Raw genomic sequence first — 15039 nt, forward strand, 5'->3', positions numbered from 1 at the left:
CGTACGCATTTGTTATTTCGGCGTACGCATTTGCTATTTCGGCGTACGCATTTGTTATTTCGGCGTACACATTTGCTATTTCGGCGTACGCATTTGCTATTTCGACAATGCCTACGGCTGGCTATGCCTACGCATTTGCTGATTGTACGTGAACTACCCACACTTCTGCTGACGCAGTAAGTGTGGGCTTCCGGTTTCATTGACAACAGCCTTTCCACCTTGCGGCTTATTGGTCTTACGTCGTCTCGACTCGGCAAGAACGGGGTTCCCTCCGCCCATAGATAATATCCGTATGCCTTCTGCTCTGATATTCTTACTTGCGTTTGTATCCCTATCATGATGATTTTTACAAGCAGGACAATGCCACTCTCTGATATCTAGAGGTAATTCATCAACGATGTGTCCACAACAAGAACAGGTTTTTGAGCTAGGGAAAAATCTACCAATCTCTACAAGTTGACCATCCTTCGCTTTCAACTTGTAATCAATGAAATTAACAAACATTCCCCATCCAACATCGGATATTGATTTAGATAGCTTGCGATTCCGTACCATTCCCTTAACGTTGAGGTTTTCCACAACGATAATTTGGCTTTCATTAACCAGTTTTCTGCTTAATTTATGCAGAAAATCTTGGCGGGAATTTGACACTCTCTCATGAACCTTAGCTACAAGTTTTCTGAATTTGTTCCTTGATTTACTCCCCTTGACTTTACGTGCAAGTTTTTTCTGCTTTCTTGCTAGATTCCTTTCATGTCGCAACAGAAGCTTAGGATTAGAATACTTTGTAACTTGTTCACCGTCATGGATAATCGCAAAATCTTTAATCCCCAGGTCAATACCTATGGTTTTGTCACCTGAAGTCTGAATATTTTCTCCATCATTTTCAACAAGGATGGATGCGTAATACTTGTCTGTAGGAGTCTTGCTGATAGTGACAGTTTTGATTTTACCCTCAATGACTCTGTGAAAAACAGCTTTAACTTCGCCAATTTTCGGTATATTCAAGCAATTCTCAACAATAGTCACATTCTGGGGATATTGGATAGATTGCCTGTGATTCTTAGACTTAAATCTAGGAAATTTGGCTCTACCCTCAAAGAAGTTAGCATAAGCTTTGTTTAAGTTGATAGCTACACACTGCAACACAGCAGAATAGCAATCAGATTTTAACCAGGGATACTCAACCTTTAATTGTGGGAGCAGTCCTTTGTAGTTCTTAATCGGTAAAGCTTTTCCGGTGTTTTCGTAGTGCTGAATACAAGTATTTAAGGCGTAATTCCAGTACCATCTGGCGCAACCAAAGGACTTAGACAAAGCTACTTGCTGTTCATCCGATGGATATAACCTCACCTTAATAGCAGTCAGCACTTAACATCACTTCCTTTAAATCAATGTAGCTTTTTTGGGATACAGTGATTATATCAGAACTGGTGTGAAACTGTGAAAAATGATTTTGTTTCAAAAGGAAGGTCGATCAGTGACCTTAAAGCTCATTTAGTGTTGACAACAAAATATCGTCGCAAAGCTATCACAGGAGAGATGCTAGCGCGATTGCACACCGTACTTGAAGACTTGTTGGTTAAATGGGATTGCAAGCTTGTAGAGTTTAGCGGCGAGTCAGACCATGTGCATTTATTGTTTCAATATCACCCCGATCTACAATTAAGTACTTTGGTCGGAAATATTAAATCAACAACTTCCCGTAGACTGAGGCAAGAGTTTTCAACCCACCTGAGTCGCTTTTATACCAAAGATGTTTTTTGGAATGGTTCGTATTTTATTGCTAGTTGCGGAGGAGTGACTATCTCAACTTTGAAGCAGTATATCGAAGCGCAAGAAAAACCTGAAATTGGTGATTCCGACGCGGGAGTACCCGCTAACGCTTCGCTATCATCGACCCCCTGCCCTGTCAATCCTGCGGATTGAATTGGTTGCAGGTCAATTCGTCATCACCCCGCAATTCATCTCACACTCCCCTTACGGGTGAGATGTGAGGCTTCTTGCGGTTTTAGCTAAAACAACTTAAGACAAAGACCTCTCCCTGGTTTTACTACGCAAAGCTTGTTCCTCTCAAGTTCAAAGAGGGACAGACTTGAACTTTAGTTCAAGGTAGGGAGAGGTTTGTTGAACTCATGTCTAATTAGCAGCGCAAGATGTAGCTGTGAGCAAGGAGTTATGAGGCGTTGCAGTGGGTACTTGAGCAACCAGAACCACTTTCCCATTGGCATCTATTACCCATCCTTGAGCTTCCACAATTTGAGTAGGTTCATTGACAGAATTAACTTTCTGTGATTTTTCTTCTGTGTTTTGCTGCGCTTGAACAGCCACTTTTTTCTGAATAACACCAGCACGATTCTGACTCTCTGGAGAGAGTGTAATCCAATCTGCCAACACCGCATCATCAGCTATCAATGGCTGCGTAGGATCGGCTACTAGTCCTCCACGCCCAGTTGTAATAAATGAACTCCTGGCTATTTTTCCACCAGAATCACAAGCAGCAACAATTTGCTGCGAAGCATCAACCAGATTTACGGGCAATTCCACTAATCCTTTACTGGGGTCAACATCTGGTGAATTGATTTGTATAGTGCCATTTAATGTAGGGTTTTGCTGAGAAAACGCGGTGATGTCACTTGTTAGCAGCCTACTTGGGTCTAATGGCTGTTTAGGGTTCAACAGCCTTTCTACCTCTGCACGGGTGCGCGGCTCAAAACCAAAGATACTCTTAGCGGTGATTGTGATTTTACCACCAGAGGCAGATAAGGCATTGGCGGTAATATCGTTATTTTCGGAAGGAGCGGTGACAAGGAAGCCATTAGGTGCATTGATGGTGATATTACCGCCATCTCCATTACCCCCTGCATTAGTGGTTATTTTACTTTCGTGGCGCATCATTAACATGTCTTGCACCTGTAACGTAATATTACCGCCTTGACCTGACTCACTATTAGATGTGATTTCTCCTTGGTTGTCCAGAAGGATGGAGCGAGCAGTTATATTTAGTTCACCTGCTGCTCCTAGATTGCTTATATCCCCTTGATATATTACATTCTCTGGAAGTGGTGGGAATTCGCTGCTCACAGTTATTGTAGCCCCATCCCGGATAATTAATTTATTTGTATTTATTGTCACTTTCCCTGCATCTCCGGGGCCATTAGTCAAAGCATACAAGCCACTGGGTGTAGTACCATTGGCTGAAATTCCAGCTATTTCTACAGAGTCAGAGGCGTTTACAGTCAAATTTCCACCTTTCCCTGTAGCTGGGAAATATTGATTAGCATCTGATGATAGCGTTCCTGAAGACTGTGTTGTTACTTTTGCCCCATCTTGGATACGCAACTTCCCAGTATTGATTGTTATATCGCCAGCATTTCCAACATCAGAAGTTGCACTAAACAATCCACTGAAAGAAAAATTACGGCCCAAAGAGAAACCACCGATTAAGTCCACAGAATCTGAGGCGTTTATAATCAATTGCCCTCCTGAACCCAAGCTTTGTTTTACATTCCCGACTTGTGCTCCATTTCGGACTTGTGCTCCATTCCTGACAATCAACTTCCCAGTTGTAATCGTTAAGTCTCCAGCGTTTCCTGCACCAAAAGTCACAGCCGTCAACGGTGTGCCGGGACCAATTAATTCTACGGACTCTGAGCCATTCACCGTTAAATTCCCTCCCGATTGAGAACCCAAGGTATTAGCTAAAATCTGTGAACGGTCAGTTATCAGAATGCGCCTACCCTGTACCTGGATATCTCCACTACCTTCACCACTAACATCTACCTGAGATGGCTTTACAGAACCGTTAACAGTTCCCTGCATTAGTTGAATGTCCTGAAAATTCTGGACACCTTCATAATCTAAGACCCAACCTTGGTTCGCTGGCTTCAAATTAACAAGACTATTGCTAGCAACACTTCCTAGCTCAATTCGTCCCCCTTTTGCCGTTAAATTTCCGCCCTCCAAGGTTATATCACCGCCTACAAGTGCCAAGGTTTTACCTGGTTGCACTTGTAGACCAGCAGGGGCATTGAAGCGATTGGTTGCTTTATCTAGACTAGCTTGGGATTCATTGCGAATAGAACCCCCACTTGCTCCGAATTGTAAGCCAGTGGGAACACTTACTATCAACAAAGGTATGGTTTGGGGATCTGTGCTGCTAAATTTAGTACCATTAGCAAAGTTCACACTACTCGCTGTACTTGCTACAAATGAACCGCCTATATTTAAGGAAGCATTGGGCCCAAAAATAATCCCGTTAGGATTAATCAAAAACAGATTAGCATCGTAATTAGCATTAAGGATTCCATCAATATTTGAAATAGATTTACCTGTTACCCGGGTAATGATGTTCTTAATATTTGCGGCGTTATTGAAAGAAGCTGCGTTTCCAGTGCGAACAGAAAACTGTTCAAAGCTGTGGAAAAGGTTGGTATCGCGAATTGCTCCACCATCGATTTGGTCAGTAGGGATTCCATTAATCACCTTGGGTGTAATAACTGAATTTTCAATTCCCAAGGTGTTATCCGGTGTAATCTGGGACAAAGCACAACTTACAGAAAAAGTAAGTGTTCCACTAAATGCCAAAACACTGACTAGTCGTAACTTCCAGTACCGACCGCTTCGGCTTTGATACATCATAGAATTTACCCTTGACATTATGAGCCTTTAATCTAATGAAACAGCCCTGCCTTTTTAAGGCGGTCACTAGGTTGTGCGGCAAGCCACTCTTATTGCAAGTGGCGTGAATTTAGGAGAATATAAAAGTATTTTGATACATCACTAAGGGCTTTTTAAATATCCTCTTAGTTCAACTTTATCCATTTTTTGTAAACACTCAACCTGACCAGAAATAAAAAGCTACAGAGCAACTAAATTTATTTATGGGGTTCAAAATTTTTGAATGGGTGACTTTTGACTTCCACGTACCCCTTCGGGGAAGCAAGCTACGCGCAGCGTCCCGAAGGGAAGGATCTGACAGGTTGCGATCACAAAACTTCTATGCCTAAGAAGTTGTTTGAAAAGGGTCATTTGAGATGATAATTAGTACATCTAGGCATCTGAATCTAGGGCTAAAACCTTGATTTCTCATTGCAGTTAAGCCCAATTATCAGTGCAAAATTATACCTTACCAGACTTTTCAAACATCCTCTCAATATTTGTCAATAAGTAGAGATTAATGCATTACCCCTGATCGATCATTTAGCAGTCCATCCAGCAACCATCAGGATTGTTGTCTATAGGGCAAGGCTTACGCAATACCATACACGATTTATTTAAAGTCTGGGTTTGCTCATCTACACCAAATTCATTAGATCGGAGTTGATTTACGTTGAGTGTATACTCAAGTTTAAGAATATCTTGTGCCGATATACCGTATTTTTCGATTATCTTACTTAAGTTAGAGTTATTGAGGATATTAAACAATTCCTGCTTAATTTCGTCTTTTAACTTCTGTAATATTTCAGCATCTATAGGTGTTGACTGTAATGTTTTAGAATCCATAAATTTTGCTCTCCTTGCAGCTCGGTAAATGTGTGAACTTCTCTTGTAATGTACTAAATTAACCCGACTTCTATAAGTACAGTTTGGCAACAAAAAATCAAAAATACGGAGTCTAGAGTAGCAGGAAAGCATTAGTTTTCTAAAGCTCTGGCGAACTCCGATAATTATGACTTCAACTTGCCTAGTTATAATTACGCATTTTGTAACAAAACTTCATATATTTATGCTGGGGGATTTCCTTAAAATATTCATGAATCTGGCTACTGACCGTTAATAGCTCAAAAGGATTGAGTAATTGATACCTCCTCAACTTTCACACTCTGCTTACGCTTTGGATAAGCCCACAGGTTAAAGACTTACCATTAACCCTTTCATCTTTCTCATGTCGTTAGAAAATCAAATATGTTTTTTATGTGGGTGTTGAGGATGATGGAATCAGCGATGTCTACGACGGGCTACGCCAACGCACTGATACCTGAGTTTAGTAGAAGGTGCGATCAATCAATCTGAATATCAACCCCACCACACCGAATATTGAGCGGATCATTTGTCACTACCCAATCCTCTTTCTCTAGTGCAGACCTCACAATATTGTGGAATAAATCACGAGCCATAGTTTTACAGCGCAGTTATACTAACCAACTTTTGCGTTGCTTTTAATACTGCTCAATACTTTAGAGTGGTGTCTTTGGTCAGTAAAAGATTTCAATCTAGAGTTTGCTTAGATTATCCGTCTAACTACAAAACAATACAATACTACAATACAAAATAGCGATCGCTTGTATCAATAAAGGTCATTGCAAAATTAGCGATACTAATTCTTAATTCCCGTTGCAGCAATACCTTGAATAAACTGACGCTGACCGATGAGAAATAATACCATCACTGGAACAGTCGCTATTGTCACCGCCGCCATCATCAACGGCCAATTATTCGTAAATTGTTCTTGAAACTCAGCCAACGCCAATTGCACCGTCCTTAATTCTGGTCGTGTCGTAAACACCAAAGGCTTAAACAAATCATTCCATTCACCGATGAAGGTGAACAAAAACAGCGTCACCAACGCTGGACGGGCTAAAGGTAACATCACCCGCCACAAAATTTGCAGTCGGTTCGCCCCATCTATGGCTGCGGCTTCTTCTAACTCCACGGGAATTGTCTGGAAATACTGACGTAACAAGAAAATTCCAAACCCGTTCACAGCAGTAGGTAAAATCATCGCCCAGTATGTATTTATCAGGTGTCCCCACTTCAAAACCAAAAAGATGGGAATCACCAATAACTGAAAGGGAATCACCAAAGTTGCTAAAACGACCAAAAGCAGTGCTTGGCGTCCCCGAAACTTCAGCCGTGCTAGGGCGTAACCCGCTAAAGCAGAAGTGACAATCTGAAACGCCGTCACAGCGATCGCTACCAGGGTAGAATTAGCAAACGCCAGTAAAAATTTTCCCTGTTGCCATGCAACCCGGTAATTAGCTAAAGACCAGCTATTTTTGGACAAATTTTCTGGGCTGGTGGCCGTCGGTGCAAAGGAGGTGAGAAAGACCACAAACAGAGGTAGTAGAACGATAAATGCCCCTAGCAGCAACACTACTAGGCTCAAAAAATCACCAGATTTTAGATTCGGGTTTGGTTTAAACATAACTTGAGCTGCAAAGCATTTGTTTCGCTAGTACTAGAGCATCTCACCCAGCAACAGTTAATCTATAAACATAGTTACTTGTTAAGTTAAATTAAACCACAGTGATTATTACCCTCAGTTCATGGGGTAAATTGAATCCTGGTGTCAAATAATCAGGTTTACAGGAGTAAAGATACCATGCAGCAGCTTACAGACCAATCTAAAGAATTAGATTTCAAGAGCGAAACATACAAAGATGCTTATAGCCGGATTAATGCGATCGTGATTGAAGGGGAACAAGAAGCCCATGAGAATTACATCACACTAGCCCAACTGCTGCCAGAATCTCATGATGAATTGATTCGCCTATCCAAGATGGAAAGTCGTCACAAGAAAGGATTTGAAGCTTGTGGGCGCAATTTGCAAGTAACCCCAGATTTGCAATTTGCTAAAGAATTTTTCTCTGGACTACACCAAAATTTCCAAACAGCCGCGGCATCCGGAAAGGTTGTTACTTGCTTGTTGATTCAGTCTTTGATTATTGAATGTTTTGCGATCGCAGCATATAACATCTACATCCCCGTCGCTGATGCTTTCGCCCGCAAAATCACTGAGGGAGTAGTAAAAGAAGAATATAGCCACCTCAACTTTGGAGAAGTTTGGTTGAAAGAACATTTTACAGAATCTAAAGCTGAACTTGAACTTGCAAATCGCCAAAACCTACCCATAGTCTGGAAAATGCTCAACCAAGTAGAGGGTGATGCCCACACAATGGCAATGGAAAAAGATGCTTTAGTAGAAGACTTTATGATTCAGTATGGTGAAGCATTAAGTAACATCGGTTTTACGACCCGCGATATTATGCGCTTGTCAGCCTACGGACTCATAGCCGCTTAAAGAGTGCTGAGTTATGAGTGCTGAGTTATGAGTGAAGAGGGAAGAGTGAATAAATTATCTAAAACTTATTCTTTCTTTTCTACTTAAAATATTGTCTCAGCACTCACCACTGCTAAACCACATATTCAACCGTTTCGAGACAGCATAAGCCTAATAATCACTACATGTTTGGTCTAATTGGACATCTGACTAGTTTGGAACACGCTCAATCGGTAGCCCAAGAATTGGGATACCCAGAATATGCCGATCAAGGGCTAGACTTTTGGTGTAGCGCCCCACCGCAAATTGTTGATAGCATTATTGTCACCAGTGTAACTGGGCAACAAATTGAAGGACGGTATGTAGAATCTTGCTTTTTGCCAGAGATGCTAGCTAGTCGCCGCATCAAAGCTGCAACGCGCAAAATCCTTAACGCCATGGCCCATGCACAGAAGCACGGCATTAATATCACAGCTTTAGGCGGATTTTCCTCAATTATTTTTGAAAACTTTAAGTTAGAGCAGTTTAGCCAAGTCCGCAACATTAAACTAGAGTTTGAACGGTTCACCACAGGAAACACTCATACTGCTTACATTATTTGTAAGCAGGTGGAAGAAGCCTCCAAACAACTGGGAATTGATTTATCAAAAGCAACTGTTGCTATATGTGGAGCAACTGGAGATATTGGCAGTGCAGTTACACGCTGGTTAGATGCAAAAACAGACGTTCAAGAACTTCTGCTGATAGCTCGCGATCAAGAACGTCTCAAAGAGTTACAAGGCGAACTGGGACGGGGAAAAATCATGGGTTTAACAGAAGCATTACCCCTAGCTGATGTTGTAGTTTGGGTTGCCAGTATGCCCAAAGGCGTAGAAATTGAACCCACCACTTTGAAACAACCCTGTTTGTTGATTGATGGTGGTTATCCAAAAAACTTAGCAACAAAAATTCAGTATCCTGGTGTACATGTGTTAAATGGTGGAATTGTAGAGCATTCCCTGGATATTGACTGGAAAATTATGAAAATCGTCAATATGGACGTGCCAGCCCGCCAGTTGTTTGCTTGTTTTGCCGAATCAATGCTGCTGGAATTTGAGAAGTTATACACGAACTTTTCATGGGGACGGAATCAGATTACCGTAGAAAAAATGGAGCAGATTGGTCGGGTATCAGTAAAACATGGATTTAGACCACTGCTGGTTTAGTCATTAGTCATTTGTCCTTGGTCATTAGTCATTTATTATTTGCAATTGGACTTTGGACAAAGGACAAAGGACAAAGGATAGAGATAACTTATAACTTGTAATTGATAACCCCTACGATGGCAACTACCGAGCGTAAACCGCTACTGTTAGATTTTGAAAAGCCCCTAGCAGAACTAGCAACCCGAATCGATCAAATTCGGCAACTTGCAGAGGAAAATGGCGTCGATGTTTCTGGTCAAATTCGTCAACTAGAAGCACGCGCCATGCAACTGCGTGAGGAAATTTTCAGTAGTCTATCCCCGTCTCAGCGACTGCAAGTCGCTCGTCATCCGCGTCGCCCCAGTACTCTCGATTACATTCAGGCTATTAGTGATGAATGGATGGAATTGCATGGCGATCGCTGTGGTGGTGACGATCCGGCTTTAGTTGGTGGTGTCGGTCGTCTGTGTGGGCAACCTGTGGTGATGTTGGGTCATCAAAAAGGTCGTGATACCAAAGACAATATTGCCCGTAACTTTGGAATGCCTTACCCTGGCGGCTACCGCAAAGCAATGCGGTTAATGGAACACGCCAACAAGTTTAGTATGCCAATACTAACTTTTATCGACACACCAGGAGCTTGGTCTGGAGTAGAAGCAGAACACCAAGGTCAAGGCGAAGCGATCGCCTACAACTTGCGAGAAATGTTTTGCTTAGATGTACCAATTATCTGCACAGTTATTGGTGAAGGCGGTTCCGGTGGCGCACTTGGTATTGGTGTAGGCGATCGCCTACTCATGTTTGAACACTCAGTTTATACTGTCGCCACTCCCGAAGCCTGCGCCGCCATTCTGTGGAAAGATGCTGCTAAGGCCCCCCAAGCTGCTGTTGCTCTAAAAATTATTTCCCACGACCTGAAAAAGTTAGGAATTATCGACCAAATACTGCCTGAACCCACTGGCGGCGCTCATTCCGATCCTTTAAAAGCCGCTACCATTCTCAAGCAAGTGCTGTTGGAAAATTTGGACGAACTCAATCGTTTAACCGCTCCAGAACGCCGTCAACTGCGCTATGAAAAATTCCGCAAAATTGGCGTTTTTACAGAAGTTGCCCACTAACAACCCTACATAATAATTGATTAACAGAGCAGAAATGCTATAATTGCCTATGTGCTTAAAGATTTTTAACAATCTAGCCATAGGCATTTGCATGTTTGCTAAATCTACTCAATTTGATTGAGTAGCTTTTGTATTATCAAGTAATCTAATTTGAGTATACGGCGTGGTTTTCCAGGCGACGATTTGTTGTCTTCACTGGTAAAACCCACAATATACCTACTATTGCACTGGATTATAGCAGTTGCTTAATGGAAATAATCAGATTTTTAGATTCCTTTAATCTATTTAAACCGAGAAGTGTAAATAATTGGGTGGTAACAGAGTTTGGGAACTGCCAAAAAATTGGGAGACACCATGAATGAGTGTTGAGCAAAAACGACGCGCCCTGATTACTGGGGCAAGTAGTGGAATTGGGAAAGCAACGGCATTAGCTTTTGCAAAAGCGGGAATAGATGTCGCCTTAGTCAGCCGTTCTTCGGAGAAATTAGAGGCGGTAAGAGAAGCTGTAGAGCATACTGGGGTGGAAGCGAAAGCTTACGCTGTAGATTTAGCGCGGATCTTGGAAGTAAAAGAAAAGATCCAAGCGATCGCCCTTGACTTTGGCGATATAGACATTCTGATAAACAATGCGGGTCTTGCCTATACAGGCAGCTTAACCGAAACCCTCCTAGAGGACTGGCAGCAGGTAATTGACTTAAATCTTACCAGCGTGTTTCAGTGCATTGTAGGGATTTTGCCTTCAATGCGCGATCGGGGCACAGGCACAATTATCAACGTCGCCTCAATTGCCGCCAAGCAGCCGTTTCCCGGTTGGGGAGCATATAGCGTCAGCAAAGCGGGTTTGATAGCCCTCTCTCAAACCCTGGCACAAGAAGAACGTACCCACGGCATTCGTGTTACTGCTATCTGTCCCGGCGCAGTCAATACCGAACTGTGGGATACAGAAACAGTCCATGTCAACTTAGACCGTTCCAAAATGTTAACCCCAGAAATTGTCGCTCAATCAATTCTCTACACAGTTCTTTTACCACAAGAGGCAGTTATTGATGAATTGACCCTGATGCCTAGCGCTGGCGCACTTTAATTAGTCCTTCGTCCTTTGTCCTTTGCAAATGACTAATGACCATTGTAGAGACGCGATTAATCGCGTCTCTACTGACCAATGACTAAACCATAACCAAGACTTAAATCATGACTATCGCTAGTTCCAACGGTTCCAACTTCCCTCAATCGCCTGTGATTCCTGATTTAGCAGAAGCCATAACTCCTAGACCCGATCGCAACACCCACAATGGGCGACAAGCGGATGTGTCACCGCCAAAAGAGGAACATCTGGAGGAAATGAAAGACGCCGTGCGGACACTAATATTGGGAGTTGGCGAAGACCCCGAACGCGAAGGACTCCTCAAAACACCCAAGCGAGTGGCCGAGGCAATGCGATTTCTTACCAGTGGCTACACCCAATCCCTTGAAGAACTCGTTAACGATGCCATCTTTGATGAAGGGCATAACGAGATGGTACTAGTTAGGGATATTAATTTCTTTAGTCTGTGCGAACACCACATGCTGCCATTTATGGGTAGAGCACATGTTGCTTATATCCCCAACCAAAAAGTTGTAGGACTAAGTAAGCTGGCCCGCATTGTTGAAATGTATTCTCGTCGCTTGCAAGTCCAGGAGAGGTTAACCCGCCAAATTGCCGAAGCAATCCAGACCATTCTGGAACCTCAAGGGGTAGCTGTTGTGATGGAAGCTAGCCACATGTGTATGGTGATGCGCGGTGTCCAGAAACCAGGCTCTTGGACTGTCACTAGTGCAATGGTTGGTGCATTCCAAGAGGAGCACAAAACCCGCGAAGAATTTTTTAATTTGATTCGCCATCAAGCAGCGTTCTTTTAGAGAATGGGGAGTGGGGAGTGGGGAATGGGGAATGGGGCATTGGGAAGAGGTAGAGTGGCAATAGATACCTTTTTATTCTTCCCCTGCCTCCCCTGCTCCCCCTCATCCCCACTCCCTACTCCCCAATTTTTCAAACAACTCGGCTACTTTATCTAAATCTTTATCTCCAGGTGCGCGTTCTACACCACTAGATAAATCAACCCCGCTAGGATTAACCTGACTCAGGGCTTCGATAATATTATCTGCTGTTAGTCCCCCAGCTAAAAACCAAGGGCAATTGGGGTTAAATTGCTCTAGCATTGTCCAATCTAAGGTTTTGCCTGTACCACCAAGTTGTTCAGGATGGTAGGCATCAAGTAGTAAAGTATCTACGTAATTTGTGTAATCAGCTACTGTGTCAAGATGCTCAAGACTCCGAACTCTCAGCGCCCTAATAATTTCGACATTGGGTAAAGCTTGACGTAATTGGTAGCAGAAATCTGGTAATTCATCTCCGTGTAACTGGACACCAGTCAACCCAGAATCAACAACTATCTGACTGATTTCGGGGATACTAGCGTTGGCAAAAACACCAATTGTGTCAATATTAGCCGGGAGTTCTGCTACTGCTGCCCGAATTTGGGATGTAGTCACGTAACGAGGTGAGGTTGGCACACAAATAAATCCTAGTGCCGTTGCGCCCAGAGAGGCGATCGCTAGAGACTGCTGTGGTTGAGTGATGCCGCAAATTTTAACGCGCATGAATATTTAATAAATTTACAATAATCAAGAAAGTCTAAATTATCCGAAAAACTTTTGTGCCTTGGTAATTTTATAATTTTGTAGGTCTACATTTTAGGAGACAAAAGCTTGATTTCATCTATTTTACTAGCAGCCCAGGCAACTGTTCCCGCAACACCTGCGTGGAATCCTACAGTCGGTATCATCATCAGCATCAGCAGCTTAGTAATGGTTTTACTAAGTACTAGGATCGAAAAACCCCTAGTTGGCCCTAAGTTCCCCATCCTGCCAATTAGTATTCCAACATTCGTTGCAGCGATGGCTTTTGGTCATATTGTTGGCGTTGGCATCGTTTTAGGACTGACTAACATTGGTCGTCTATAGTTTTGTGATGATTGCAGCGTTGCTTGTAACGCCACGATCAATACAAAACTCTTAAAAGGGAGCAAGGGAAGTAGGGGAAGAATAAAAATAATTATCTATTTCACCTCTGCTCCCTGCTCCTTGCCCCTCTACCTCTTCCCAATGCCCCGCTTCAGAGCTTTGCTCACAGGCATTAATTGTCTATTCTAGAAATAAGAGCATTTCGTAACTCGGCACTATCGAATTGATGCTCAGAAATATATGTATAAGTATATACGCAACAATTACAGTATAGGAACTACTGGCAATATCTAGTTTTAGGACAATGTAATGCAAACAAATTGGAAAATTGGGTCTTTATTTGGAATTCCCCTGTTTTTAGACCCGTTATGGTTTGTGATTTTAGGGTTGGCGACTCTTAACTTTGGGGTAGCTTATCAGGAATGGGGGCCTGTTATAGCTTGGAGTGCTGGAATAGTTATGGCACTGTTGCTATTTGGTTCGGTGTTGCTACATGAATTGGGTCACAGCTTAGTAGCCCGATCGCAAGGCATTAAAGTTAATTCAATCACCCTATTTCTGTTTGGCGGGATTGCTGCTATTGAAGAAGAATCTAAAACTCCTTTCAAAGCCTTTCAAGTAGCGATCGCTGGGCCTTTGGTGAGTATCGGACTATTTTTACTACTTCGGGTGGGAGCTATTGTGATACACGATACTAGTCCCCTCAGTGTAATGATCGGAGATTTGGCGAGAATTAACTTGGTAGTGGCGCTATTTAACCTGATTCCCGGCTTACCTCTAGATGGAGGGCAAGTGTTAAAAGCAGCACTATGGCAAATAACAGGTAATCGTTTTCAAGCCGTACACTGGGCTGCAAGGGCTGGGCAAATTTTGGGTTACAGCGCGATCGCATTAGGGTTTGTTGTAGATTTTGTGACTAGAGAATTAGTCCTTGGTTTATGGATTGCGCTGTTAGGTTGGTTTGCTGTCCGCAACGCTAACAGCTATGACAACGTAACGACATTGCAAGAAAGCCTACTCAAAGTCGTGGCGGCTGATGCGATGACTCGTGACTTTCGGGTTGTCGATGCTGATCAGACATTGCGATCGTTTGCCGATTCATACCTGTTAGAAACCAATCCCTCACAGATTTATTTTGCTGCTTCTGATGGACGTTACCGGGGTTTAGTTTCCATTGACGATTTTCGTTTAACCCAAAGGAGTGAATGGGAAACCCAAACCTTACACAGCATTGTGCATCCCTTGACAGAAATACCCACTGTTGCTGAAGCAACAACGATAGCTGAGGTAATTAACAAGCTAGAAAATGAGCAGTTACCTCGAATTACTGTCCTGTCTCCGGCTGGTGCTGTCGCTGGTGTAATTGACCGGGGAGATATTGTGAAAGCATTGGCACAAAAGTTAAATTTGCGGCTCACAGACGCTGAAATTAAGCGGATCAAAGAAGAAGGTAGCTATTCGCCTGGGTTGCAACTGGGAGCAATAGCGAAGTCTATTACAACAAATTAACCGTCATACCCTCGTCATAGTTTTGCAATAGATTTGTCAAAAGCTTGTGTGATATTGAATTTGGTATTTGGTTACAAAATGCTTTTTTTGGGTAAAAGGTAGGAAATCCTACCTTTTTTATTTATAAAAATGTAGTGTTGGCGTAGCTTGTCGTAGATATCGCTTTTACCTTACACCAATTCTCCAAAATGAGGCAACAGATATCAATCACCAAAGTCTTACT

The 15039-nt window shown here is 42.7% G+C and carries 14 protein-coding genes; 8 read left to right on the plus strand and 6 right to left on the minus strand.

The window, feature by feature from the left end; translation table 11 throughout:
* Nucleotides 1-153: 153 nt before the first annotated feature.
* Nucleotides 154-1371 carry an RNA-guided endonuclease InsQ/TnpB family protein gene (locus CDC33_RS23415; RefSeq protein WP_109010952.1) on the minus strand — a complete coding sequence of 406 codons (1218 nt, stop codon included), beginning with the start codon at nt 1369-1371 and terminating at the stop codon, nt 154-156.
* A gap of 72 nt (nt 1372-1443) precedes the next feature.
* Between CDC33_RS23415 and tnpA the strand changes: the two genes are divergently transcribed.
* Nucleotides 1444-1929, plus strand: coding sequence for an IS200/IS605 family transposase (tnpA, locus tag CDC33_RS23420; RefSeq protein WP_109010953.1), 486 nt, complete (start codon nt 1444-1446; stop codon nt 1927-1929).
* A gap of 210 nt (nt 1930-2139) precedes the next feature.
* Here tnpA and CDC33_RS23425 read toward each other — a convergent pair whose 3' ends face one another.
* From CDC33_RS23425 to CDC33_RS23440, 4 genes are all read right to left on the minus strand, one after another.
* Nucleotides 2140-4641, minus strand: a complete 2502-nt coding sequence (locus CDC33_RS23425; RefSeq protein ID WP_369694342.1) for a beta strand repeat-containing protein — start codon at nt 4639-4641, stop codon at nt 2140-2142.
* Between the two features lie 561 nt (nt 4642-5202).
* Nucleotides 5203-5505, minus strand: a complete 303-nt coding sequence (locus tag CDC33_RS23430; RefSeq protein WP_109010955.1) for a hypothetical protein — start codon at nt 5503-5505, stop codon at nt 5203-5205.
* A 497-nt stretch (nt 5506-6002) separates the two neighbouring features.
* A complete protein-coding gene (locus CDC33_RS23435; RefSeq protein ID WP_244919329.1) occupies nt 6003-6119 on the minus strand; it encodes an element excision factor XisH family protein in 117 nt (38 codons plus the stop codon).
* Between the two features lie 200 nt (nt 6120-6319).
* Nucleotides 6320-7147, minus strand: coding sequence for a carbohydrate ABC transporter permease (locus CDC33_RS23440; protein ID WP_109010956.1), 828 nt, complete (start codon nt 7145-7147; stop codon nt 6320-6322).
* A gap of 177 nt (nt 7148-7324) precedes the next feature.
* Here CDC33_RS23440 and CDC33_RS23445 point away from each other — a divergent pair, with 177 nt between their 5' ends.
* The 5 genes from CDC33_RS23445 to folE all read left to right on the plus strand — a co-directional run bounded on the left by CDC33_RS23445 (nt 7325) and on the right by folE (nt 12203).
* The gene (locus CDC33_RS23445; protein WP_109010957.1) at nt 7325-8023 is read left to right on the plus strand and encodes an aldehyde oxygenase (deformylating); all 699 of its coding nucleotides are present in this window, start codon (nt 7325-7327) and stop codon (nt 8021-8023) included.
* Nucleotides 8024-8187: 164 nt separating this feature from the next.
* Complete coding sequence (locus CDC33_RS23450) at nt 8188-9207, plus strand: long-chain acyl-[acyl-carrier-protein] reductase (RefSeq protein ID WP_109010958.1); 1020 nt, start codon at nt 8188-8190, stop codon at nt 9205-9207.
* A gap of 116 nt (nt 9208-9323) precedes the next feature.
* A complete protein-coding gene (locus CDC33_RS23455; protein WP_109010959.1) occupies nt 9324-10304 on the plus strand; it encodes an acetyl-CoA carboxylase carboxyltransferase subunit alpha in 981 nt (326 codons plus the stop codon).
* Between the two features lie 358 nt (nt 10305-10662).
* Complete coding sequence (locus CDC33_RS23460; protein WP_109010960.1) at nt 10663-11388, plus strand: SDR family oxidoreductase; 726 nt, start codon at nt 10663-10665, stop codon at nt 11386-11388.
* A 107-nt stretch (nt 11389-11495) separates the two neighbouring features.
* On the plus strand, nt 11496-12203 hold the full coding sequence (gene folE / locus CDC33_RS23465) for a GTP cyclohydrolase I FolE (protein WP_109010961.1): 708 nt from the start codon (nt 11496-11498) through the stop codon (nt 12201-12203).
* A 102-nt stretch (nt 12204-12305) separates the two neighbouring features.
* Here folE and CDC33_RS23470 read toward each other — a convergent pair whose 3' ends face one another.
* The gene (locus tag CDC33_RS23470) at nt 12306-12944 is read right to left on the minus strand and encodes a phosphoribosylanthranilate isomerase (protein WP_109010962.1); all 639 of its coding nucleotides are present in this window, start codon (nt 12942-12944) and stop codon (nt 12306-12308) included.
* Between the two features lie 108 nt (nt 12945-13052).
* Here CDC33_RS23470 and psaK point away from each other — a divergent pair, with 108 nt between their 5' ends.
* On the plus strand, nt 13053-13307 hold the full coding sequence (gene psaK / locus CDC33_RS23475; RefSeq protein ID WP_109010963.1) for a photosystem I reaction center subunit PsaK: 255 nt from the start codon (nt 13053-13055) through the stop codon (nt 13305-13307).
* A 309-nt stretch (nt 13308-13616) separates the two neighbouring features.
* Nucleotides 13617-14816 (plus strand): site-2 protease family protein, encoded by a 1200-nt coding sequence (locus tag CDC33_RS23480; RefSeq protein ID WP_109010964.1) that lies wholly within the window; start codon nt 13617-13619, stop codon nt 14814-14816.
* The last annotated feature ends 223 nt before the right edge of the window (nt 14817-15039 follow it).

The sequence above is a fragment of the Nostoc commune NIES-4072 genome (assembly GCF_003113895.1).
GTDB classification, from domain to species: Bacteria; Cyanobacteriota; Cyanobacteriia; order Cyanobacteriales; family Nostocaceae; genus Nostoc; species Nostoc commune.